Source organism: Planctomycetota bacterium, from assembly GCA_035574235.1.
GTDB lineage: Bacteria > Planctomycetota > MHYJ01 > MHYJ01 > JACPRB01 > DATLZA01.
In genome coordinates, this window is the sequence record DATLZA010000032.1 from 20984 (window position 1) to 40672 (window position 19689).

Sequence of the window (19689 nt, forward strand, 5' to 3'; positions counted from 1 at the left end):
GCGCCCCTGGGGGCTCGGGAAACGAATTACGCGAAGTAGGCCTTGCCGGACTTGTAGACCACCCCCGGCAGGAAGAGCTCCGCGTCCTCGAGCTCCTCGATTTCCTGGATTTCGATGGTCGGCCGGAGCTTGGGGAAGGGGAAGTTATCCAGGAGGTAACGTTTGGCGGCCTCGGCGTCGCGTTCGATGACGTGGAAATTCTGGTAGAACTTGCGTCCGTCGTTGCCGGTCACGAGGATATTCCATTTCTTCATGGGATGGCGCGGCCTCCCTCCGTACGGTGGGGATTATAGCTCATGGGGACCGGAGCGTGCCGCGCCTTTTCCGGGCGCGGGGGACAGGGAGGTGAAAGTGGGCGCGAGAGGAGTCGAACCTCCACGGGTGTGACCCCACCAGGTCCTGAACCGGCGGACCTGGTGGGGGTCCCTAGTGGGCCGCGACCGATTGTCACACTTTTCGGCGCAGATTTTGTCACCACTTTTATGATTCGTAAAGTCTTTTTTTGTCAAAAAATTTTTTGAATTTTTCTTGATTCCGAGAAAAAATTTGCGTAAATTTTTGCTGGCGGCCCGGGGGTGCGGTTCCACCATATCCGGCCCTCGGGTCCGCCCGAAAACGGCATGGTGGAATCGGCCTTTGAAGCAGCGGCAAATGCGACCGATGACCTGGTCCCGGTGTATCCCCGCCGTGGATATCGTCGGTCCCGCACGCCGTCCGACGTCCACCCTTCCGCCGAAAAATTCAAAGCTTGTCAAACTCGGGAGCTGCGGGCCATGATCCCGGATCCCGATACGGGTGAGTACACCCTGCGGGCCGTGACGTGTTCTGGACGCCGTGGGGCCTGGCGTTGCACCCGGTGCCGCCGCCGGTGGCAGTACCGGACCTCCCGGGCCTTGGCGCGGGTGCTGGCGGACCTCCCGGGGGAATGGGTCTATCTCGTGGTCACCGCGGACCCGCTCCGGACCGGTACCGGCGCATGGTCGACGTGGATGACGTTCACCGACTCGGTGGCCGGGCTCGTCCGGGACCTCCGGCGGGTCTACGGTGACGTGGAATACGTCCGCGTATTCGCGCAAACTGAGAATGGCCTGCCCCACGCGGACATCTTGCTTCGGGCTCCGGAGGGGGGCTGGGTGGCCCGTCGGGCTCCCGTGGGCCGTGGCCGCCGCCGGGACACTGACCGCCGCGGGTTCGACGGCCTGGATGGCCTGGGCCGGGCAATCCAGGTTCTCCTCCAGAAGCACCGCCTGGGCCATCAGCACGCCATCCAGCCCGTACGCCACGGGACAGCGGACCGGCTTTCGGGATACCTAGTCAAGTCCGAGCAACTGCCGGTATCGTCCCCCCTCCCCGCGTGGCGGGTCCTGGACGGGTCCCGGGCTGTCCGCCGGGTCCTGGCCGCGGGACGCCGGGAGCTGGACGCCGCCCCCGCTCCCGAACCCGTCCCCGTCCCCGCTCTTGATAAGCTGTATATAAGCACGGTATCGCCATTTTCTTCCCTTCCCCTCTCTCCTGACAAAAACAAATTTGTAGAAAGTATCGATGACGCGAAGGCGAAGCCTGAGCGTCCGGGGGGGATCCGGGGGGTCTCCCCCCGGTCTCACAAACTGCACCGTGTGCAGTCCCTGCGGCTCCGACACGTGCTGGACCGTGCCGTCAACGCCACCGAGTCCGCCATCGGCATCCGGCTATCGGACCCGCTCCGGGACAAACTGCGCCGCCGCCTGCGCCGCCTGAAGTTTTTCAACCTCGAGACGGTGCAGGACATTGCCCGCCGGGCCGTGGACTTCGCGTGGGGCGACCCGGAACAGATTCTTCGTCCGCAATTCCCACCTCGCGGCCTGATCGTCCCGGAGTCTCCGCCGTGGGCTGATCCGCGCCGCCCGGGCTGGGGCCACTGGACCGCATGGGACCGGGCCGTTGTCGATTGGTTTTCCGAAGCCCTGGCGGCTTTGTGGAGCCGGGAACCTGCCTTCCTCGAAATTTTGGACTGGGTTCGCGAGAACGTTCTGCGAACTGCACAATGTGCAGTGAGGGGGACCAGATGACCAGAGCCGCATTGTACGCCCGCGTTTCCACCGCCGACCAAAACGCCGACATCCAGCTTGCCCGGCTCCGGGATTTTGCCGCCGCCCGCGGGTGGACCGCCGAAGAATTCGTCGACCGTGGAATTTCCGGCTCCCGCTCGAGCCGTCCCGCCCTGGACGCCATGATGGCCCGGGTCCGCCGCCGCGAATTCAGCGTCGTGGCCGTCGTGCGCCTGGACCGCCTGGGCCGCTCCCTCCGGCATCTTCTTGGCATCATCGAAGAACTTGAACGCCTGAAGGTCGACCTGGTGGCCACGGACCAACCCATCGACACCTCCTCCCCGACCGGGAAACTGCTCTTCTCCGTGGTCGGGGCGGTAGCGGAATTCGAACGCTCGCTTATCGCGGAACGCGTTTCGGCGGGTATGCGCCTGGCGCGGCAGAACGGAGTCCGCATCGGACGTCCGCCGGTCCCGCTTCCGGGGGCGGAAGTCCTCCGTTCCCGCCTGGAGGAGGGGGCGAGTCTCCGCGCCCTGGCGAAGGAATACCGGGTGTCGATTCCGACGCTGCGCCGGGCCATGAATGCCAGCTTCCCGGCCTGATAGGGAAGACCGAACCATGTTGCCACTGATGCCAGCTTCCCGGCCTGATAGGGAAGACAAGAGGGCGGACAGGCTCCGCCGAAAAGAAAAGTAGTCCTTTTTTCCCGGTTTCTTCCCGGCTTTTTTTCCGCTGGGGAATCCGACAAAATTTAGTCGGGCTTTTTTTTCTGCTAGATCCCTAAACCCATCCGAAGCTCAATGAACTCCCCCCGCTCAAGGTCAACGGGATCCCGCGCAACGCCGAACTCCCGCCGCAGGTAGTCCCGCGCCCGGGGCGACAACGTCCGGAAAACCAGCAGGACGTCGGTCACCGCCCAAAGCTCTTGGGCCGCATCCGCAACGTGCTGGGTCGTGAAGTAAAGGTCCACGCCAAGCGCCCGATGAATCCTCAACACGCGCCGGAGAGACTGCGGCATGCTGTGGGCCGACGCATACCAACGGCTTTCGTCGAGGACTACGACCAGGTTCCCGACCGACAGGATGGCCGCGAAGAGATTCTCCGCGCGGTCAGTTTCCACGGCGGCAAACGCGCCCCGAACGGCTTGGACGAACGCCTGGGCTTCGGAGTAGTGGGGAAGATTCGCAAGCGCCGGGGTTCTCCCGGGGTCCAGCGCCAGCAGTCCTACGCCGCGTTCATGCGCCCGCAGGGTTGCCCGGCGGACTAGTTCCGTCGTTTTGCCGCTGCCCGGACAGCCGATTGCCCCGACGATCATTTTTCCACCCGGCCCAAACCGCCATTCCCAACGCCAGCCCGTCGATGACCAGCGCCACCGTGACGGCGGTTTTCGGGTCCCCCTTGGTCCCGGTCAGCTTCTCAATCGTGGTCATTGTCTCGCGCGGGAATTGACGGAGAGTTTGCAAGACGAATTCGTTCGGAGCGGGTGCGCGAAAAGGCACGAATTCCGCCACCAGAGCACACGCCAAAGTGCGGAGTCCGATGTAGGCCTGGACCGCGGCTTCCCGTTCGTTTTCCGTCGGTTCCGTTGCCGTTTTTGCGGTTTCCGTTGGGGGAGAAATTGCGGGCGCGCCCTCGAGCCCAGTTTCCTGCGCAATTTTTACCGGATCCGGCGGTTTTTCCGCGCCTTGCCCGCCCGACGATTCCGCTGGGAAAACCGTCGTTTCCGTTGAATTTTCCGGCGGTTTCGTTGAATTTTCCGTCGGCGGCGTCAACATTTCCGCCAGTAGCGTCGATTTGTCGTCCCGAATCCACGCCCGAATCGTCGATTCCGATACGCGTTCTTCGCGCGCCACCCGGCGCAGGGGTTCTCCCGCCCGAACGCGCGCCAGAATCCGGTCCCGCTTGCGCGCCTGATAGGCCACTACCAGTCCTCCCGCGGGGGTTTTTCCCGCTTGGCCGCCGACGCCGCCCCGCCGATTTTGGCCGCGAGTTTCTTTTTCAGTTCGTCCACTTCTTCGCGCAGGACCTGGTAGCGCGCTTCGAGCCGCTCCAGCCGCTCGATTTCCGCCTGGGGTTGTTCGGGCTTCTTCTCTTCGGTCATGACGTCCCCCTGCAAAATTTCCTTGGTTGACGTTATAAGCAATGCTTATAAGTGAGTCAACAGTAATTGCGAAAGGGGATGAACGATGAAGTTTGCGCTCGCCGTTGCGGCTGGGGTTGCAGCCGCGAAGCTGGTAGCTCCGAAGGTGCAGAACGCCCTGGACGTCCCGGCTACGCAGGGGTTCGGCACCGATGACCTCATTGAGCTGGGAATTGCGGTCGGGGCCGCGTACCTGATCCGCTCGGTCCTCTAATCAGGAGAAAGAGCCGTGATTCGATTCGGATACGTCGTTGCGCGCAAATCCCTGGGAGCCGGGGCCGGGTCGGCTCTTTGGGCGCAGCAGGAACTTCCGTCCAAGAACCCGGTCTACGCCTTTCATATCGACATCACTGGGACCGGCAATGACCTTTCCGACATTGACCGGGTCCGGGTCCGCCGGAATTCCGTGGTCCACGTCGACGTGCAGATGACGCATCTTCTTGCGTTGATTGGCCGCTTCACGAAGAGGATCCCCGCCACGACCGCCACGCGGTTCACCATCCCGCTGTACCGGCTCACCAGCGCCGATCAGGTCGACGCCGTGGAATTTGCCGTTGGGCTCCTCCCCGGCAACCTGGAAGTCGAAGTCCGTACCAAGTCGACTTGGGCCGCGGGCGATATGGGAATCGCGTGGACCTTCGGGGAGGATGAGGATATCGCGCGAATCGTCGGTCAACCCTACATCATGCCCGCCTCGATGTCGACCGTGGCCACGAACCAGAACAATCAGCGCCTGGTCCTTGACCCGCCCGGCGTGCTGGGGGCTCTGTCTCTCCCGTCCCCGACGAACATGAAGCGGGTGCAGTATTCCGTCGGTGGCCGCGACATCGTCGATTCGTCGGGCGTCGGGCTCCTTGAGTCGCAGGAGATTCTCTCCGGCGGCGGGTCGGATCCGCTGGTCCTCCGGTTCGATGGTGAAGTTTCGGGCCGCGTGGAAGCGATTCTCGATACCGACGCGTCCTGGTCCGCGACCGATAAGGAACTGGTCTATTGGTCCGCCGCGTAGGAGGGCCGACTATGCGCGTGAGAATTTTCAGCGCGCCAACGGTCCGCGAGAAGGTCCGGATGAGCCGGGACGAACTCCGGGCCGCCCTGGCCGCCCGGAGGAACGCGCGCCGGGATTACTTCCGCGCACGAATCGCGGCTCACAAGGCACGTAAGCGGGGGATCGTATGAGTCTCCGGAAGAAAATTAAGCGCGTTGGACGCAAAGTCCTGAAAGTTGGGGAGAAGGTCGGATCCGTGGCGCTTCCCATCGTCGGAGGAATCTTCGGCGGAACCGCCGGGGCCGCCGCCGGAACGGCGCTTGCTTCGGGGCTTTCGCGATACGGCGGGGCCGCCGCCGCCCGGGCAAAGGGGAAGCGTGGACGCGAAGCGCGCGAGAAAGGACGCAAGGCCATGAAACGCTCGGCAATGATCGGCGCTGCAATCACCGGCGCTACGGGGCTGGCGTCCGGCCTTTTCGGGTCCGGCTCCCTCACGGAGGGGCTGGGCTCGATTGCGAAAGGGATTCTTGGCGGCGGCGGAGTCGGCACGCCCGGCGTGGTCCCCGGTGAAGTCCCCACTACGGATCCCGAAGTGGCCGCCGGTGAAGAGCCCATGGAGGAAGAGGAAGTGGTCCTGGATGAAGGGGGGAAGCCGGTGACGGTCAAGCCGGGGATCAATCCTGCTGTCGCAGCCGCGGCGGCTATCGGTGCGGCCCTGCTCCTTGCGAAGAAAGCGGGGTAGTTCATGAGCCGCGAACTGTTGGCCAAGATTTGGACGGAGCCGCCCCATCAGCCGGTAGTCGTTTCCGGCCCCAAGGCGTCCACGCAATACGCCCAGCAGAGGAAGTACACCGTCCCGACGGGACAAGCGATCCTCATTTTCGATGAAAACTCTAGAGCGCAGTATCGCCTTGTCCAGGTGACGGGCGCGGACGCTGCGAAATTGATTTTTGCGAACGTGGCGAAAACGTCCGACGATGGCCTGGTGCTTAACGCGGGTGACGCCTACGAAATGGCCAGCATTTTCGGCAACCTTTTCTTGGGGAAAATCTTTGCCATCGCAGCCGGGGCTTCGAACACCGAAGTGACGATTTTTGAAATCGGCAATGCGGGGGAGTAGGAAATGCCGCTCATTCGCGGGGGATTGCCTCAACCTATTCCGGTCAAAGAGCTTGCGTCCCTCCCGGCGGGTCAGGCAAACCGCACACTCTTCGCATGCGTACAGAAAGGGACGAAGGATGCCCAGCTTTACTCCGTGGCGCCTGACGGTTCTACTCAGATTCTTTCGCGATACGGAGACGTCACCGGAAACGATGTTGTTATCGGAAATGATGTCGGCAAACAGGTCGAAGAATCACTCGCCTTTGGCCAAGCATACGAAATCTTCGTGGCGGGGACGTGGTCGGTTTCGTCCGGGACGCTGAACGTAGACTTCGTTCCGACGCCGTTGCTTAACACGGCAGTAATCGGCGGCGTCCGGAGAATGACCAGGTCCAACGCGTCCGAAACTATCACGCTCCAGCCCGTGAACGTGGACTACCTGCGGGTCCTGGAACTTGTTTCGGGGACGGATCCGGCGTCCGGGGAATTCTTCGGGCGGATTTCCGTTTTCTACACGCTCCCGCACGATTTCGGGCCGAACTGGCCGCTGTCGTACTTCGAATCCAAATTCATCGGCGCGCGCAAGGCCGCCGGGGCCTATTCTACTACCGACTTCCTGTCCGAATCTTTCGGTCACCTATCGTTCAACGGTTTCGGCACAAATCCGCCCGACGTGCGCTTGCGCGTCACGGGGGGAGGAAGCATCGTCTTGCGTAGCATGCGTGTACGGAGAATCGCATGAACGAATGCGTGAGCCGGGCCGAAGCGCTTCTTGCGGAATCCCGCGAATCGCGGGAGCTTCGCGCGCGACGCCTCCAGGAATTCGCGCGCGAAGTTGGCCGGTCCCCGTACACGCCGCCGAACGCCGACAAACTCGCGCAGATGGACGCGGATGACAGGCGCGCGGCGTCCGAATGGATGGCCCGAATCCAGGATTTCCTGGGCGAATGCGGCCCGAAGCTGGACGCGTCCGGACGCCCGGACCTCGTTGATGCACTGGGCGCGGAATACGACACTTGGGCCGGCGTGACTTCGAACATCCTTCAGCAGGAGAAAAAACTCTCGCTTGCGGAGCAGGCGCTTGTCAAAGCCGGACAAATCGCACGGGGCGTTGAACGTGCCGGATCCGACGTCTTCAAATGGGTTCTGACGGTGCTTGGGATCCTTCTGGCCATCGAGTTTTTGCGAACGGTGCGGGAATGAGAGACGCTCTCGAGGACTTCGTCAAAACCGTGCTGGCCGGGATATCCATGGTCGGCCTGCCGCTGGCGCTTCCGATTTTCATTGCGGCTATGGCATCGTCTTGCGCCGGGAAGGTCAGGGCCGCGTGCACCCGGTACGCGGATGGGCGGATCGAATGCGGGATTGAGTATCACGCGGACGGACGGCATGACCGCCCGGTACGGCCCGAAGAGGAGAAGTCTAAATGACCGCGGAAGAAATCATCAAGCTTGTGGGTAACTTGGGCGTCCCCGCCGTCCTGGCGGGGTACGTCCTGGTCCGCCTGGACGCGTCCATGCGAGCCGTGGAACGGGCTCTCTCTCGCCTGATTGAACGCCTGGACCGGACCTCCCGGATTGATACCTAAAGCCTCTCCCTCCGTTCCCCCCGTCTTTGCCGTGGTCCTGGACGGGGGGACTTTTGGGCCGGGAAGGCGTGAAAAAAAGCCTAGGAAGCTTTTTTTTCCGGTCCGACGGGTCAAACACCGTGGGGAGCTAGGGGACGCCCCCCAAAAGTCATTTCCAGGGGCCGGGCTCCCAGGCGATATCCCGCGTAGTGGGCGTCTTCCACCTGGACGCCGTGGCCTGCCCATTTGGCGACTACGTGCGGGGCGACTCCGTTCAGCCTGGCGTGCGTGACGAACGTCCGCCGGAGCTTGGCCAGTGAAATGCCCATACTGCACAAGGTCCGGGAGACTTCCCCCCAGTTTCGGGGCGGGAAGACCGGTCCGCTTGTTGGGAGCTTTTCGAAGGTCGGCAGGGCCTGGTCCAGGATGGGGACCTCCCGTCGGACGTTCGTCTTGGGCGAGAGAATGACGATTTTCCTGGCCGTCAGGGAGATATCTTCCCCCCGAAGCGCCCGAAGCTCCGTGCGCCGAAGCCCGGTCCATAGTGCCACCTGGACGATGGGCTCCAGTTTGTGTCCGCGGATCCGGTCCAGGAGTTGGCGGATTTCTTCGGCGTCGTAGAAATCAATTTCCCGCGCGGGGACTTTGGGAGCTTTTAAGTCTTCGGCGGGGTTCTCCCCGATCATCTTCCGCTTCTTTGCCCACACGAAGAAAGACCGAAGCTCTACGACTTTCTGCTTGCGCGTCTTGGGAGCGTCCGCCGCCCGGGACGCCATGTAATCGTCCAGGTGCTTCGGCGTGACTTCTGCTACGGTTTCGGTTTTGATGAATTCAATGAAGTGGCGAAGACGATTGAGCACCAGGCGGACGTACGCTTCTGAGCCGCCGCCGGTCCGAAGGTGCTGCTCGTACTCGCGCATGGCGTCCGCCCACGTGACGGCGGGGACGTCCGCTTTGGACTCCTGCTGATGGAGAAGCTCCAGGACCGCTTCTCCCAGCGCCGGGAGGAACGTATGCGGATTTTGCAACGCCAATTCCAGCCGGAGGATTTTCGGGTCCCTCGCAAGCTCCGGGTGGCCGTTCGTCCAATGATGGACCATCCGCTTTTTTTGTTCTCGCGCGGCCTGCAAGATGGCGTCCCATTTGTCGCGGGTTTTGAGGGATGAACGCCGCCGATGGCCGCCGAAATACCAGTCCATGTACCACGTTCTCCCGCGCCGATAGATCGCCACGCCGTCACCGAGTCGCACGCGTTCCATGCCGTCCTCCCTGGCATGGCCGCGTCACACTTTTCGCCACCACTTTCGGCACAGTTCGGCCTGGTGGGGGCGTCCCCGCGCGCGTAAATCCTTGGTGGGCGCGGAGGGACTCGAACCCCCACCCTCTCGCGAGGACCAGGTCCTGAACCTGGCGCGTCTGCCAATTCCGCCACGCGCCCAAATCCAGGGGGCATTATAGTCGCGGCCCCGGGACTTTCAAGGGCGAAGCGGCGGCGGGACGCGAAGGATCTATTCCTCCTCGTAGAGGAAGTTCTTGCGCAGGGACGGGTCCAGCGACGGGCGCGGCTGGCCGGCCGCGATCATGCGGCAGACGTCCGCCACTCCTTCCGCGTCGAGGTGAAGGAACTTGAGCAGTTCCGTGCGGTCGGCATGCTGAAGGAACCGGTCGGGAATCGCGTGGATCTTCACGCGGGACGTGTCGGCGTTCCGGAGGGAAAGAGCCTCCAGGACCGCGCCCCCGAAGCCGCCGAGGGCCGCGTGGTCCTCGAGCGTCAGGACCCACGGGTACTCGCGCGCCAGCCGCTCGGCCAGGTCCACGTCGAGGGGCTTGGCGAACCGCGCGTTGGCCACGGCGACGTCCAGTCCCTCCCGAAGGAGCTTCTCCCGGGCCTCCAGAGCCTTCGCCGTCATGACCCCGTAGGCCAGGATCGCGCCGTGCCTGCCCGGGACCAGAAGCTCGCCCTTGCCCAGGGCGAGCGGCGAGGACGAGATCCGGTAGCGGCCGAGGTCCGGCGTCTGCTCGCGCGGGATGCGCAGCACGCTCGGCTGCCGGAGCGAAAGCGCCAGGGCCAGCATCTCGCGGAGTTCGCGGCCGTCCTTGGGCGCCATGAGGACGACGTTCGGGAGCGTCCGGCAGAAGGCGATGTCGAAGTTCCCGTGATGCGTGGGGCCGTCCTCGCCGGCGATCCCCGCCCGGTCGAGCACCAGGACCACGGGCAGGTTGTTGAGGCACAGCTCCTGGAAGATCATGTCGTAGGCGCGCTGGACGAAGGTCGAGTAAATGGCGCAGACCGGCCGTAGGCCCGCGTGCGCCAGGCCCGCCGCGAACGCCAGCGCGCACTGTTCGCTGATGCCCACGTCGTAGCAGCGGTCGGGGAAGCGCTTGCCGAACTCGAGGAGGCCCGTTCCGTCCGGCATCGCGGCGGTGATCGCCACGATCCTCAGATCGCGGGCGGCCAGGTCCGTGAGCGCCTCGACGAAGGCGTGCGTATAGGAGGGAGACTCCGCCGGCCGCGGGGCGCCGCCGGGTTCGAGCTTCGACTCGCGGATGTCGGTCCGCACGAAGGTGACCGGCTTGTGCAGGGCGAACTGATCGCGGTCCGCGTCGGGGTGTCCCTTGCCCTTCTTGGTGACGACGTGGAGGAGGACGGGTTTCTGCTGGTGGCGCACGTTCGAAAGCAGGTGCAGCAGGGCCTTGAGGTCATGCCCGTCCACCGGCCCGTAGTACTGCAGCCCGAGCGCGGTGAACATGTTCGGGAAGAGCGCCTGCTTGAGCCCGCGCCGCACGCTCTCCAGGAAGTGCTCCACCGGCTGGCCGAGCGGAACCTTGCTCAGCCAGGTATGAAGCTCCTTCTTGAATTCCTCGTAGAGCGGCGCCGTGCGCAGTTCGTTGAAGTACGTCGAAAGCGCCCCCACCGTCCGGGCGATCGAAAAGCCGTTGTCGTTGAGGATGACGAGGAGATCCCGCTTCGAGGCGCCGATGTTGTTGAGCGCCTCGAAGGCCACGCCGGAGGTGAGCGAGCCGTCCCCGACGACGCAGACGACCTTCCGGCGCCGTCCCAGGCGCTCGTCGGCGATCGCGCAGCCGAAGGCGGCCGCCAGGCCCGTGCCCACGTGGCCGAAGTTGAACGGATCGGTCTCGCTTTCGGGTTTCCACCCGAAGCCGCACAGCCCTCCGAACTGCCGGAGCGTCGGAAACTTCTCCTTGCGGCCGGTCAGGATCTTGTGCGTGTACGTCTGATAGCTTCCGTCCCAGACGATCAGATCGCGCTTGAGGTCGAAGGTGTAATGGAGCGCCAGGGTCAGTTCGACCACGCCGAGATTCGAGCCCAGATGGCCGCCCGTCCTGAGGACGACGTCGAGAATGAGGCGGCGGATCTCCTCGGCCAGGGCCGGGAGTTCCTCCGGGGACAGCCTGTGGATGTCGTTGGTGTCGCGGATGCGGGAAAGAAGGTCGCTCATGTCAGCGGTTCCGGTGGAGCACGAGTTCGGCGATCCGCTCGAGCCGGGAGGCCTTCGGTCCCAGGAAGGCGATCGCCGCGCGGGCGGCTTCCAGCTCGCGGGCGGCCCGCCGCCGGGCCGAGGCCGCGCCGTGCGCCCGCGCGAAATTGCGCCGGCCTCGTTCCGCGGCGTCGAGTATATCATCGACCAGTTGGAACGCAAGGCCGAGGTGCCGGCCGAAGCGGGCCAGGTCGCCTTCTCTCGGCGAGTAGGCCGCCAGCGCCCCCAGGCGGCACGAGGCCGAGAAAAGCGCGGCCGTTTTCATCGCGTGGATCGCCCGCAGGGAGGCGCGGCGCGAGAGATCGAGCTGCTGGCCTCCCACCATGCCGGCGGCCCCGGCGGCTTGCGCCAGGACGCGCACCATGGGGGCCACGAGCGCCGGATCCGGAGTCCGCGCCAGGGCTTCGAACGCCGCCGCCTGGAGGGCGTCGCCCGCCAGGATCGCGGTGGCCTCGCCGAAGACGCGATGGTTGGAGGGCTTGCCGCGGCGGACGTCGTCGTCGTCCATGGCGGGCAGGTCGTCGTGGATGAGCGAATAGGTGTGGATGTATTCCACGGCGCAGGCGGCCGGCAGGGCCATCCGCGTCCGGCCCCCCAGCGCGCGGCAGGTTTCCAGAACCAGCGTCGGACGGATCCGCTTGCCGCCGCTCAGGAGGGTGTAGCGCATGGCCTCCCTCAGGCGGGGAGGGACGCCCTTCCGGGGAAGGAACCGCTCGAGCGCCGTTTCCAGAAGGCTCTTCACTCCGGCTTCTTCCGGGACGGGCGCTCTTCGGCGGGGTCGAAGTCGCGGGCGGCCAGGGTTCCGTCCTTCTCCTTGATGAGGATCTGGATCTTCCGCTCCGCCTGCTCCAGGATCGCGTAGCACTGCCGGAGCGCCTTGACGCCCACCTCGTACTTCTCGATCGACTCCTCCAGGCCCAGCTTTCCCCCTTCCAGCGCCTTGACGGCGTCCTCGACCTGCTTGAGGTAGTCCTCGAACCGCTCCTTCCGGGGAGAGGGCTTTTCGCTCATGGCGGGCATTCTATCCCGGAGGATTCGGAGTGTCCACTTCCCGTTCGCCGGGAGGGCGGGGGACCCGTTCCCCCTCGGGAGGGCGCGTCTCCTCCACGCGCGAGACGACCCGGCCGTCGTGGAGAATCGAGAGAATCCGGTCGCCGGGCCGCAGCCGGCGCGCGTCTCGGAGCACTTCGCCCGAAGGCTCCCGGCGCGTGATGGAGTAGCCGCGCGCCAGAATCCCCAGGGGGGAAAGAGCCTCGAGCCGGCCCGCCGCCTCGCGCCAGGCGGAGCGCGCCTTCTCGAGGGCGCGCGTCGCGTGCGAGCGCAGGAGGTCGGCCAGGTGATCCGCCTGGCGGCGCGCCAGTCCCGGCCGCTGCGCGACGCTCGCCGCCAGCGTCTGCGCCAGCGCCTCCAGGTGCTCGCGCAGATAGTACGGCGCCTGCCCGGCGGCCACGTCCAGCCGCTCGGAAAGCTCGTCCAGCCGCTGGCCCAGATAGACGCACAGCTCTTCCAGTCGCCCGAACGCCCGGCCGTTCCGCAGGCCGTCCAGCGCGGCCCGCACGAGGTCCGCCCGCGCGCGCAGGGCCCGCCGGAGCTTCGCGTCGAGATCGTCCAGCTGGCCCACGACGTCGTCCAGGCGCGGCACGGCCTTCACCGCGCCGTCCGTGGGCGTCAGGGCGCGCACGTCGGCCACGAAGTCGGCGATCGTCGTGTCCGTTTCGTGGCCCACGGCGCTGATGACCGGGATGCGCGAAGCGAAAATCGCCCGCGCCACGACTTCCTCGTTGAACGCCCAGAGGTCCTCGATGGACCCGCCGCCGCGGCCCACGATCAGGACGTCGAGGTCCGGCATCGCCAGGTTCAGGTGTCCGATCGCCGCCGCGATCTCCTCCGCGGACCCCTCGCCCTGGACGCGCACCGGGTAGACATACACCTGGGTCACCGGGCAGCGGGTGCGGATCGTGCGGACCATGTCCTGGACGGCCGCGCCCACGGGGCTGGTGACGAGCGCGATCTTGAGCGGCAGCCGGGGCAGCGGGCGCTTGCGCGCCGGATCGAAGAGACCCTCCTTGGCCAGCTTCTCCTTGAGCTGCTCGAAGCGGATCTGGAGCGCCCCCACGCCCCGCGGCTCCATCTGCTCCACGAGGAACTGGTACCGGCCGTACGGCACGTACACGTCCACGCGGCCGTAGGCCAGGACCTCCATGCCGTCCTCGGGGCGGAACCGGAGGCGGGAGACGAACATGCGCCAGAGGGCGCAAGGGATCTGCGACTCCTGGTCCTTGAGCGTGAAGTAGAGGTGTCCGCTCGGGCCGGCGGGCCGGAGATTGGAGATCTCGCCGGAAACCCAGACGTATCCCAGGCCGTCCTCGATGCGGCGCTTGATGCGGCGCGTCAGGTCGGCCACGCTCAGGACCGTCCGCTCGGAGGGCTGAAGCGTCTCCGCGGGAAGGGCCATGGCAAAGTTCAGTTTAGGGGATGCGGCCGGCGGTGTCGAACGAAAACGCGCGCGTCCGGGCCGCCGAAGGCGTGTTAACATGCCGGGCGGAAACGGGAGCGGAAAGGAGGATCGTCATGGCGCGCCGGGCGGTGTGGGCGGGTGTTCTGGCGGCGTGCCTCGGAGGCTGCGGAGGCGCTCCGGAAGCGCGTCCGGGGACGGGCCGCGTGAACTTCCTTGTCCTGATCGCCGACGATCAGGGGGAAGGGGACCTGGGATGCTACGGCCATCCCGTCCTGCGCACGCCGCACATCGACCGGATCGCGCGGGAGGGCGTCCGCTTCGACCGGGCGTTCTTGACGATCTCCTCGTGCAGCCCGAGCCGCGCGAGCCTGCTGACGGGCCGGTATCCCCACAGCACGGGCGCGGGGGATCTGCATCAGCCCCTTCCGGCCGATCAGAAGACCGTCGCGCGGTATCTTCGGGCGGCGGGCTATTACTGCATGGCCGCCGGCAAGTGGCATCTGGGCGACGCGGAGCGGGCGGCGTGGGACCGGATCGTCGAGTGTCCGGGAGCGCGGACGGCCGAAGTCGCCTTGCAGCTCCTGGCGCAACGGCCCCGCGGCAAGCCCTTCTTCTTCTGGGTCGCTTCCGTCGATCCGCACCGGCCCTACGGCGAGGAGGACGTGCCGGTGCGGTACGATCCGGCGCGGGTGGTCGTTCCGCCGTATCTGCCGGACCATCCGGAGATCCGCAAGGAGCTGGCGCGGTACTACGAGGAGATTTCCCGTTTCGACGCCCACGTGGGGCGGATCCTCGAGGCGCTCGAACGGGAGGGCGAGCTCGACCGGACGTGCGTGATCTATCTTTCGGACAACGGCATGCCGTTTCCGCGCGCGAAGACCACGCTTTACGATTCCGGGATCCGCACGCCGCTCCTCGTGCGGTATCCGCCCCGGGTGCCGCCGGGGGGCGTCCGGCGGGGTCTGGTGAGCGGGGTGGATGTGGCGCCGACGATTCTGGATCTGGCCGGGATCGCGCCGGATTCGATGCAGGGCCGGAGCTTCGCGGCGATGCTGAGTTCCTCCGAGGCGCCCGGGCGGGACGCGGTCTTCGCGGAGGCCAACTGGCACGATTACGCCCAGTTCAGCCGCGCCGTGCGCACGGAGCGCTTCCTTCTCGTGCGCAACTACTACTGGGACAAGCCGCTCTGGAACAGCGTGGACTCGATTCAGTCGCCCACGTGGACGGCGCTTCGGGAACTGGAGCGCGCGGGGCGTCTCGCGGCCGCCCAGCGGTTCCTTTTCGTCGAGCCGAGGCCGTTCGAGGAGCTTTACGACCTCGAGGCGGACCCCGCGTCGCTTGTGAACGTGGTGGACGATCCGCGCTTTCGGGAAGAGCTCTGGCGGCTGCGGGCGCGGCTCGACCATTGGCGGGTGGAGACGGGCGACGTCATGCCGGCGGTCCGGCGGCCGGACGGATGGACGCGCGAAGGGGTGCCGCTCCCGCACAACCAGCCCTGGTACGACGAGTGGCGCCGCCGCGGAGCGTCCAGTCTCGAAGTCATCAAGTAGCCGCCCGGCCGTAACTCCCGTCGGGGATCCGGCTCTCTATGGGGAGAGGTCGTCTTCCGGAGAGGAGGGTTCCATGATGCTGAAGAGCATGGCGGTGGCGGCGGCTCTGGCGGCGCTCGCGTGGATGTTCCAGGAAGGAGGCCGGCCGCAGCCGGGGCGCGGAATCGTCGCGGTTCAGGCGGACGAGGTGAAGTGGGAGCGCGTGGAGGGAATGCCGGCGGGGGTCCAGGCCGCTCACGCGGCCGGCGAGGGGGAGCAGGCTCATGTCACGCTCCTGAAATTCGCCGCGGGCACGCGGCTTGCGCTGCATCGGCACACGCCCGATCTCGTCGTGACGGTGCTTCGCGGATCGATCCTTCTGGGAACCGAAGGGCGGCCGGACCCGGCGCGCGGGACGCGGGTGGGAGCGGGGGGCTACTTCAAGATCCGGGGCGGCGCGCCGCACTGGACGATCGCGCCCGAGGAGGCGATTCTCGTCGTCAGCTCCCAGGGGCCGCTGGACACGAAGTGGGAGGAGCCGGAGCCGCCGCGCGACTAAGCGGAGGCCCCGTCGGCGCGGATCACCACGCGGCGGATGTCGAGGGCTCGGCCGGATTCCGAGTCCACCGTGGCCAGGGCTCCGCAGAGGCGGACGTCGCCGGTGGCGACCTCGAAATGGGCGGGCAGGCCGGTGGTGAACCGGTGGAGCACGCGGTCGATCCGGCGGCCGATGACGCTCTCGTAGGGGCCGGTCATGCCGCAGTCGGTGATGTAGGCGGTGCCCTGGGGGAGCACCCGCTCGTCGGCGGTCTGGATGTGCGTGTGGGTGCCGAAGACGAAGCTGGCCTGGCCGTCCAGCCACCAGCCCATCGCGATCTTCTCGCTGGTGGCCTCGGCGTGCATGTCCACGACGACGACCGGGGTGCGCGCGCGCAGCTCCTCCACGAGACGGCGGGCCGTGCGGAACGGGCAGTCCGCGGGGGTGTTCATGAAGACGCGGCCCTGGACGTGGACGACGCCGACCTTCACGCCGCCGCGGGTTTCGAAGACGGTGTGCCCGCGTCCGGGCTGATCGGCGGGATAATTGGCCGGCCGGAGCAGCCGGGGCGTGCGGTCGATGTAGGGGATGATTTCCTTCTTGGCCCAGATGTGGTCGCCGCCGGTGATGACGTCGACGCCGGCCTTGAACAGCTCCTCGGCCTCGGGAGGGGTCAGGCCGCTTCCGCCGGCGAGGTTTTCCCCGTTGGCGATCACCGCGTCGACGAGCTCCTTTTCGCAGAAGGGGCGGAGGCGCTCGGCGATGACGGAGCGACCGGGCTTCCCGACGACGTCTCCGATGGCGAGGATCCGAACCTTCATGGCGTCCCCCGTCAACGGGCGTATTCCACGAACCGGGTTTCGCGCATGACGGTGACCCGGATCTCGCCCGGATAGGTCATCTGCTCTTCGATGGACTTGGCGATGTCCCGCGCGAGGATCACGGCCTGGGCGTCGTTCACCTTGTCGCTGTCCACGAGAACCCGGACCTCCCGTCCCGCCTGGATGGCGTAGACGCCGGTCACGCCCGGCTGGGACTTGGCGATTTTTTCGAGCTGCTCGATGCGCTTGACGTAACGCTCGAGGGATTCGCTGCGCGCTCCGGGGCGCGAGGCGGAAATGGCGTCCGCCGCGGCCGCGAGCACCGTGTAGAGGTAGTTGGCGTCGGGGTCGTTGTGGTGGTTGGCCGCCGCGTCCACCACCTCCTTGGGTTCGTCGAACCGCTTGAGGAGCTCCCCGCCGATGACGGGGTGGGAGCCTTCGAACTCCTGGTCCACGGCCTTGCCGATGTCGTGGAACAGGCCGCAGCGGCGGGCCAGGCGGACGTCGAGCTTGAGCTCCGCGGCCATCACGGCGCAGAGGTGCGCCACCTCGCGGATGTGCTGGAGCACGTTCTGTCCGTAGCTCGTGCGGTACTTGAGCCGCCCGAGAAGCGTGACGAGCTTCGGGTGGACGTTGAGGATGTCCTGCTCCCGCAGGAATTCCTTGCCTACGTTGTTGATGTGCTCCTCCATCTCGCGCTTGGTCTGCTCGGTGATCTCCTCGATGCGCGTGGGGTGGATGCGGCCGTCCAGGATGAGCTTCTCCATGGACCGGCGGGCCATCTCGCGCCGCACGCCGTCGAAGGCGGAAAGGACGATGACTCCGGGGGTGTCGTCCACGATGACGTCCACGCCCGTGGCGCGCTCGAAGGCGCGGATGTTGCGGCCCTCGCGGCCGATGATCCGACCCTTCATCTCCTCGTTGGGCAGATCCACCACGGTCACCACGCTGTCGGCCGTGTGGGAGGCGGCGAAGCGCTGGATCGCCATGGAGATGATCCGGCGGGCCTCCGATTCGGCGCTCTCCTTGGCCGCGTCGAGGCGCTTGCGGATGAGGTCGGCCTTCTCCCGCTCCAGCTCCGGCTCGAGCTTGTCCAGGAGGAGCTTCACCGCTTCCTCCTTGGTGAGCTGGGCGATGCGGTGGAGCGTGGCCTTTTCTTCCTGGACGACGCGTTCGACTTCCTGCTCCTTGGAGGCCAGCTCGCGCTCCTTGCGCTCGACGTCCTTGGACTTCTGCTCGACCAGCCGCTCTTTCTGCTGGAGCGCGTCCACGCGCTTGTCGAGCATGTCCTCCTTCTTGGCCAGGCGGCCTTCGTACTGGCGCAGTTCGTTGCGCTCCTCGCGGATCTGGCGCTCGGCGTCGTCGCGCAGGCGGGCGGCCTCCGCCCGGGAGTCGGCCACGATCTTTTCGGCCCGGGCCGTGGCCTCGGCCACGATCTTCTCGGCCTCGATGGCGGCCTTGGTCCTGCGGGACCGGGCCAGAAGCGCGTACCCCGCCGCGAAGCCCGCGCCCGAGCCCGCCAGCAGGCCCAGGGCGATCCAGAGCAGTTCGGCCATGGCGAAAAGCCCTCCAGGGGTTCATCACGGCCGGCGGGCGGCAGGCGCCGGGAGGCGCCGGGGCCTTCGCGGGAAGGCGTGGCGGCAAGAACGGGCGGGGCGCAGGAGGACAGGTTTAACGGCTCCGGTCGCTGCCTCTCGGTCGGCCCCTGCCGGGAAGTATGTCCTTGGTCCTTCGACCGTGTTCTTGCGTAAGGCGGACTGCCGTCATGTCGGCCATCTATCTAAACCCTCCGCGCGTCAGGATCCTTCGGGCGAAGGGGGACTCTTCATGATTGTATAGGCCCGCCGCGTCGAGTCAAGCCGCAGATGAAAGCGCATTGCGCTTGCCGTACGTCAAATCCGTAGTAGTATAAATTCCAATCGGAGGGGGTAAGGGGCGAGTCCCGGCGTCCGCAAGACATGCCGAAACTCATCATCCGGCTCCAGAATGAAGAGTGGACCGTGGACCTCCAGGACGGGTCCCACGTCATCGGTCGCGCCTCCCAGTGCGCCATCGCCTTGAAAGACCCCAGCCTCTCCCGGCAGCACTGCGAGATCCAGGTCCAGGGAGGGGTGGCCACGCTCGTGGACCGCGGCAGCATGAACGGCACGCTCGTCAACGGCCGCCGCGCCTCCACCCACCGGCTCCTGCCCGGCGACAAGATCCAGATCGGCCAGGCGATCCTCTGGTATGAGCGCAAGAACGTGGCGACCGAGGCTTTGCCTCCGGCGCCCGTTTCGGAGATTCCCACCCCACCGCCCACCAGCCCGACCCGCCGCTCCGTGGTTCCCGCGGATCCCGAAGCGGAGCGTTCGCTGCGGGATTATGTGCTCCGGTCCCGGGGCGGCCGCCGGTGGGGGCGCGTCGCCGCCGGCGCGGCCGCTCTGGCGGCGCTCGGACTGGCGGCGTTCCTGGCGCGCCATGTCCTTTCCGGCGCCGCCCGCCCGGCCGAGACGGATCCGGACAATCTGGTCGCGCGCGACCCTTCGTTCAACGCCTCCGCCGCGGGACGCCCCGAATTCTGGGCCCTCCGCCTCTCCGGAGGCGAACGGCCGTCGAGCGCGCTGAGCATCGATCCGGTCCAGGGGCGCCAGGGGACCGGCGGCCTGGTTCTCGAGAAAGCCGGCTCGGCGGGCGACTTCGTGGTCGAAGCCGTCTATCGGGACGACCTGCCCCTGGGAACTCGCGGGGCGCTCCACGTTTCCGCGTGGGCGCGCGCGGCCGGGTTCGGGGGCCTGGCCGCCCTCCGCGTGGACTGGCTGGCTCGGCCCCGCGGACCGGTGGTGGCCGAAGAGGCGTCCCCCCCGGCGGCCGTGACCGACGCCTGGACGCCGCTGCGCTGGACGTTCGTCCGCCCGCCGGGCGCGGGGGCCGCCCGGCTGGCCCTGGCCGCGGCGGGTCCCGGAGGGAGGCTCTGTTTCGACGACATCTCCGCGCGCCTGGCCCCGGCGCCCTCCGAGGGGGCGGCGCTGGAACGGCGGCGC

22 protein-coding genes and 1 tRNA gene are annotated in these 19689 nt (G+C 66.6%); 11 read left to right on the plus strand and 12 right to left on the minus strand.

Annotation, left to right across the window (positions count from 1 at the left end):
* Positions 1 to 26 precede the first annotated feature (26 nt).
* Complete coding sequence (locus VNO22_02830) at positions 27 to 254, minus strand: hypothetical protein (protein HXG60287.1); 228 nt, start codon at positions 252 to 254, stop codon at positions 27 to 29.
* A 1386-nt stretch (positions 255 to 1640) separates the two neighbouring features.
* Between VNO22_02830 and VNO22_02835 the strand changes: the two genes are divergently transcribed.
* On the plus strand, positions 1641 to 2048 hold the full coding sequence (locus VNO22_02835; protein HXG60288.1) for a hypothetical protein: 408 nt from the start codon (positions 1641 to 1643) through the stop codon (positions 2046 to 2048).
* The gene (locus VNO22_02840) at positions 2045 to 2629 is read left to right on the plus strand and encodes a recombinase family protein (GenBank protein ID HXG60289.1); all 585 of its coding nucleotides are present in this window, start codon (positions 2045 to 2047) and stop codon (positions 2627 to 2629) included. The genes VNO22_02835 and VNO22_02840 overlap by 4 nt, the downstream gene beginning before the upstream one ends.
* Positions 2630 to 2799: 170 nt before the next feature.
* Here the strand turns inward: VNO22_02840 and VNO22_02845 are convergent, their stop codons facing one another.
* The 3 genes from VNO22_02845 to VNO22_02855 all read right to left on the minus strand — a co-directional run bounded on the left by VNO22_02845 (position 2800) and on the right by VNO22_02855 (position 4128).
* Complete coding sequence (locus VNO22_02845; protein HXG60290.1) at positions 2800 to 3147, minus strand: hypothetical protein; 348 nt, start codon at positions 3145 to 3147, stop codon at positions 2800 to 2802.
* 115 nt (positions 3148 to 3262) lie between these two features.
* A complete protein-coding gene (locus tag VNO22_02850) occupies positions 3263 to 3949 on the minus strand; it encodes a helix-turn-helix domain-containing protein (protein HXG60291.1) in 687 nt (228 codons plus the stop codon).
* A complete protein-coding gene (locus VNO22_02855; protein HXG60292.1) occupies positions 3949 to 4128 on the minus strand; it encodes a hypothetical protein in 180 nt (59 codons plus the stop codon). Before VNO22_02855 ends, VNO22_02850 begins: the two co-directional genes overlap by 1 nt.
* 85 nt (positions 4129 to 4213) lie before the next feature.
* Between VNO22_02855 and VNO22_02860 the strand changes: the two genes are divergently transcribed.
* From VNO22_02860 to VNO22_02885, 6 genes are all read left to right on the plus strand, one after another.
* A complete protein-coding gene (locus VNO22_02860; GenBank protein ID HXG60293.1) occupies positions 4214 to 4381 on the plus strand; it encodes a hypothetical protein in 168 nt (55 codons plus the stop codon).
* A gap of 15 nt (positions 4382 to 4396) precedes the next feature.
* Complete coding sequence (locus VNO22_02865) at positions 4397 to 5173, plus strand: hypothetical protein (GenBank protein ID HXG60294.1); 777 nt, start codon at positions 4397 to 4399, stop codon at positions 5171 to 5173.
* Positions 5174 to 5339: 166 nt separating this feature from the next.
* Positions 5340 to 5894, plus strand: coding sequence for a hypothetical protein (locus tag VNO22_02870; protein ID HXG60295.1), 555 nt, complete (start codon positions 5340 to 5342; stop codon positions 5892 to 5894).
* A gap of 3 nt (positions 5895 to 5897) precedes the next feature.
* Complete coding sequence (locus VNO22_02875) at positions 5898 to 6272, plus strand: hypothetical protein (protein ID HXG60296.1); 375 nt, start codon at positions 5898 to 5900, stop codon at positions 6270 to 6272.
* Positions 6273 to 6275: 3 nt separating this feature from the next.
* Complete coding sequence (locus VNO22_02880) at positions 6276 to 6995, plus strand: hypothetical protein (GenBank protein ID HXG60297.1); 720 nt, start codon at positions 6276 to 6278, stop codon at positions 6993 to 6995.
* On the plus strand, positions 6992 to 7456 hold the full coding sequence (locus VNO22_02885) for a hypothetical protein (protein HXG60298.1): 465 nt from the start codon (positions 6992 to 6994) through the stop codon (positions 7454 to 7456). Before VNO22_02880 ends, VNO22_02885 begins: the two co-directional genes overlap by 4 nt.
* Positions 7457 to 7951: 495 nt before the next feature.
* On the opposite strand, the gene VNO22_02890 is transcribed toward VNO22_02885, so the two are convergent.
* From VNO22_02890 to xseA, 6 genes are all read right to left on the minus strand, one after another.
* A complete protein-coding gene (locus tag VNO22_02890) occupies positions 7952 to 9079 on the minus strand; it encodes a tyrosine-type recombinase/integrase (protein HXG60299.1) in 1128 nt (375 codons plus the stop codon).
* Positions 9080 to 9171: 92 nt separating this feature from the next.
* Positions 9172 to 9258 (minus strand) — tRNA-Leu (locus VNO22_02895).
* Positions 9259 to 9328: 70 nt separating this feature from the next.
* Positions 9329 to 11281 carry a 1-deoxy-D-xylulose-5-phosphate synthase gene (gene dxs / locus VNO22_02900; protein HXG60300.1) on the minus strand — a complete coding sequence of 651 codons (1953 nt, stop codon included), beginning with the start codon at positions 11279 to 11281 and terminating at the stop codon, positions 9329 to 9331.
* Between the two features lies 1 nt (position 11282).
* Positions 11283 to 12062 carry a polyprenyl synthetase family protein gene (locus tag VNO22_02905; GenBank protein ID HXG60301.1) on the minus strand — a complete coding sequence of 260 codons (780 nt, stop codon included), beginning with the start codon at positions 12060 to 12062 and terminating at the stop codon, positions 11283 to 11285.
* Positions 12059 to 12331, minus strand: coding sequence for an exodeoxyribonuclease VII small subunit (gene xseB, locus VNO22_02910; protein ID HXG60302.1), 273 nt, complete (start codon positions 12329 to 12331; stop codon positions 12059 to 12061). The genes VNO22_02905 and xseB overlap by 4 nt, the downstream gene beginning before the upstream one ends.
* Before the next feature lie 10 nt (positions 12332 to 12341).
* Positions 12342 to 13775: an exodeoxyribonuclease VII large subunit gene (gene xseA, locus VNO22_02915; GenBank protein ID HXG60303.1), complete on the minus strand. Its 1434-nt coding sequence runs from the start codon at positions 13773 to 13775 to the stop codon at positions 12342 to 12344.
* A 116-nt stretch (positions 13776 to 13891) separates the two neighbouring features.
* Between xseA and VNO22_02920 the strand changes: the two genes are divergently transcribed.
* Complete coding sequence (locus VNO22_02920; protein ID HXG60304.1) at positions 13892 to 15328, plus strand: sulfatase; 1437 nt, start codon at positions 13892 to 13894, stop codon at positions 15326 to 15328.
* 73 nt (positions 15329 to 15401) lie between these two features.
* Positions 15402 to 15866, plus strand: coding sequence for a hypothetical protein (locus VNO22_02925; protein ID HXG60305.1), 465 nt, complete (start codon positions 15402 to 15404; stop codon positions 15864 to 15866).
* Here VNO22_02925 and VNO22_02930 read toward each other — a convergent pair.
* Both VNO22_02930 and rny read right to left on the minus strand, forming a co-directional pair.
* Positions 15863 to 16666 carry a TIGR00282 family metallophosphoesterase gene (locus VNO22_02930; GenBank protein ID HXG60306.1) on the minus strand — a complete coding sequence of 268 codons (804 nt, stop codon included), beginning with the start codon at positions 16664 to 16666 and terminating at the stop codon, positions 15863 to 15865. The two genes, VNO22_02925 and VNO22_02930, sit on opposite strands and share 4 nt — an antisense overlap.
* A gap of 11 nt (positions 16667 to 16677) precedes the next feature.
* Entirely contained in the window at positions 16678 to 18222 is a 1545-nt protein-coding gene (gene rny / locus VNO22_02935) for a ribonuclease Y (GenBank protein ID HXG60307.1), read from the minus strand.
* Between the two features lie 402 nt (positions 18223 to 18624).
* Between rny and VNO22_02940 the strand changes: the two genes are divergently transcribed.
* On the plus strand, positions 18625 to 19689 hold a 1065-nt coding region (locus VNO22_02940; GenBank protein HXG60308.1), incomplete at its 3' end, for an FHA domain-containing protein.

Bases quoted from the DNA above. Each gene is read 5' to 3' on its own strand.
- VNO22_02830 (HXG60287.1), bottom strand. From the start codon at position 254: ATGAAGAAATGGAATATCCTCGTGACCGGCAACGACGGACGCAAGTTC.
- VNO22_02840 (HXG60289.1), top strand. From the start codon at position 2,045: ATGACCAGAGCCGCATTGTACGCCCGCGTTTCCACCGCCGACCAAAAC.
- VNO22_02855 (HXG60292.1), bottom strand. From the start codon at position 4,128: ATGACCGAAGAGAAGAAGCCCGAACAACCCCAGGCGGAAATCGAGCGG.
- VNO22_02860 (HXG60293.1), top strand. From the start codon at position 4,214: ATGAAGTTTGCGCTCGCCGTTGCGGCTGGGGTTGCAGCCGCGAAGCTG.
- VNO22_02870 (HXG60295.1), top strand. From the start codon at position 5,340: ATGAGTCTCCGGAAGAAAATTAAGCGCGTTGGACGCAAAGTCCTGAAA.
- VNO22_02875 (HXG60296.1), top strand. From the start codon at position 5,898: ATGAGCCGCGAACTGTTGGCCAAGATTTGGACGGAGCCGCCCCATCAG.
- VNO22_02880 (HXG60297.1), top strand. From the start codon at position 6,276: ATGCCGCTCATTCGCGGGGGATTGCCTCAACCTATTCCGGTCAAAGAG.
- VNO22_02885 (HXG60298.1), top strand. From the start codon at position 6,992: ATGAACGAATGCGTGAGCCGGGCCGAAGCGCTTCTTGCGGAATCCCGC.
- VNO22_02890 (HXG60299.1), bottom strand. From the start codon at position 9,079: ATGGAACGCGTGCGACTCGGTGACGGCGTGGCGATCTATCGGCGCGGG.
- dxs (HXG60300.1), bottom strand. From the start codon at position 11,281: ATGAGCGACCTTCTTTCCCGCATCCGCGACACCAACGACATCCACAGG.
- xseB (HXG60302.1), bottom strand. From the start codon at position 12,331: ATGAGCGAAAAGCCCTCTCCCCGGAAGGAGCGGTTCGAGGACTACCTC.
- xseA (HXG60303.1), bottom strand. From the start codon at position 13,775: ATGGCCCTTCCCGCGGAGACGCTTCAGCCCTCCGAGCGGACGGTCCTG.
- VNO22_02920 (HXG60304.1), top strand. From the start codon at position 13,892: ATGGCGCGCCGGGCGGTGTGGGCGGGTGTTCTGGCGGCGTGCCTCGGA.
- VNO22_02925 (HXG60305.1), top strand. From the start codon at position 15,402: ATGATGCTGAAGAGCATGGCGGTGGCGGCGGCTCTGGCGGCGCTCGCG.
- VNO22_02930 (HXG60306.1), bottom strand. From the start codon at position 16,666: ATGAAGGTTCGGATCCTCGCCATCGGAGACGTCGTCGGGAAGCCCGGT.
- rny (HXG60307.1), bottom strand. From the start codon at position 18,222: ATGGCCGAACTGCTCTGGATCGCCCTGGGCCTGCTGGCGGGCTCGGGC.